This is a genomic window from Paenibacillus sp. MMS18-CY102, from assembly GCF_009789195.1.
In the GTDB taxonomy this organism is placed as follows: domain Bacteria; phylum Bacillota; class Bacilli; order Paenibacillales; family Paenibacillaceae; genus Paenibacillus_T.
Map to the genome: position 1 here is coordinate 1 of NZ_WSTC01000081.1, position 1,334 is coordinate 1,334.

Genomic DNA, 1,334 nt, shown 5'->3' on the forward strand with positions numbered 1-1,334 from the left:
ACGGAGTACGTCTTGCTTTTGGCTCCCTCTTTATAGCAGCCTTCTTTCATTGGGCATTGCTTGCATTTTCGAATATCAAAATAATAGGTCTCGGTTGGGTTTGCACCACCATTCTTCTTGTCCCTCCGTTCCTTTCGTACGGCCATATGTCCTGCTTTGCATACATACAAACCGGCATCTTTGTTGAACAGAAATTCGTCCTCTTTTTTGCGGGCACCTTGTGTAATGAGCCCATTAAGCTTCGCTACGAGTTCAATCTCATTTTCTTTCGTGTAGATCAGGTTATCTTTCTCGGAATACGCCGTATCCCCGATCACCGTTTTCACTTGCATGCCGGCTGCTTGGCTTTTTTCGATTAGCTCTTGCAATTGCTTGCCGTCGTTTTTCTCGCCTGTCGTAATCACTGCTGCCGTAATAATACGTTCTTCGGTCATCGCTAAATGTGTTTTGTATCCAAAGAAAGAAGAGTCTGCGCTCTTATGTCCCACACGCGCGTCAGGATCGGCTGCTAAGCGAAGCTGCTCAACGTCATCCTCGACGGTCTCTTTTAACAGGTTAAGCGGCTCCAAAATTTTCGGCACTTGGGCGATCCCGGATTCGTTTTCAATGAAGTTAACGAGTTTTTTGCAATAGGCAATTTCATCTTCAAGTACGTTGGTTGTATTCTTTGTTGGCATTTTCACTTTCGCCGAATCATCCATGGTGTAAACCGCTTTTCGCAATTTTCGTGCACGGTCTTGCAGAATTTCCTGCGGCGACCTATGGTTGTAGCGTGCTTTCGTATGCGTGGCGTCTACGATGATGGCGCTGCTCGTGAGAATCTCTTGCTTGATGGCGAGGGCTACAGTTTGGCTGATGAGCATGTCCAACAGGTTGATGTCTTTCAAGCGCAATTTGCGGAATTTCGTTAGGGAACTAGGGTCGATGACCGAGTCTTCTGGCGCCATGCCGAGAAAGAATTTGAAGGACAGATCGTATTTGGATCGTTCAACAATATCTACGTCAGAAAGTTCAAAAATGGCTTTGAGAAGCAAGTATTTAAACATGCGAAGCGGATCAATCGCATTGCGCCCATTGTCCAAACAATATTTTGATTCCAATTCCTCGTAAATGAATGTGAAATCCACCAGTTCGTTGATTTGACGAAGCATATTGTCTTTCGGCACGACGATGTCATACAGTGCCGCATAAGGACTCAGGACCAAGGTTTGCTGTTGCCGGATCATCCGCTCACCTACTTTTTTGTAATGACTCAATTATACGGCAAAAAAGGCATAGCCTCTTCAACTTTTTTGAAGGGCTGTACCTTTTCTAAGAGTTGGACTTTTTCAGTG

The 1,334-nt window shown here is 45.2% G+C and carries 1 protein-coding gene; it reads right to left on the minus strand.

What is annotated here, in order from left to right:
- Window positions 1-1,226, minus strand: a 1,226-nt coding sequence (locus GON22_RS25480) for an IS1182 family transposase (RefSeq protein ID WP_160398861.1), incomplete at its 3' end; no start/stop codon positions are given.
- Window positions 1,227-1,334: the final 108 nt, after the last annotated feature.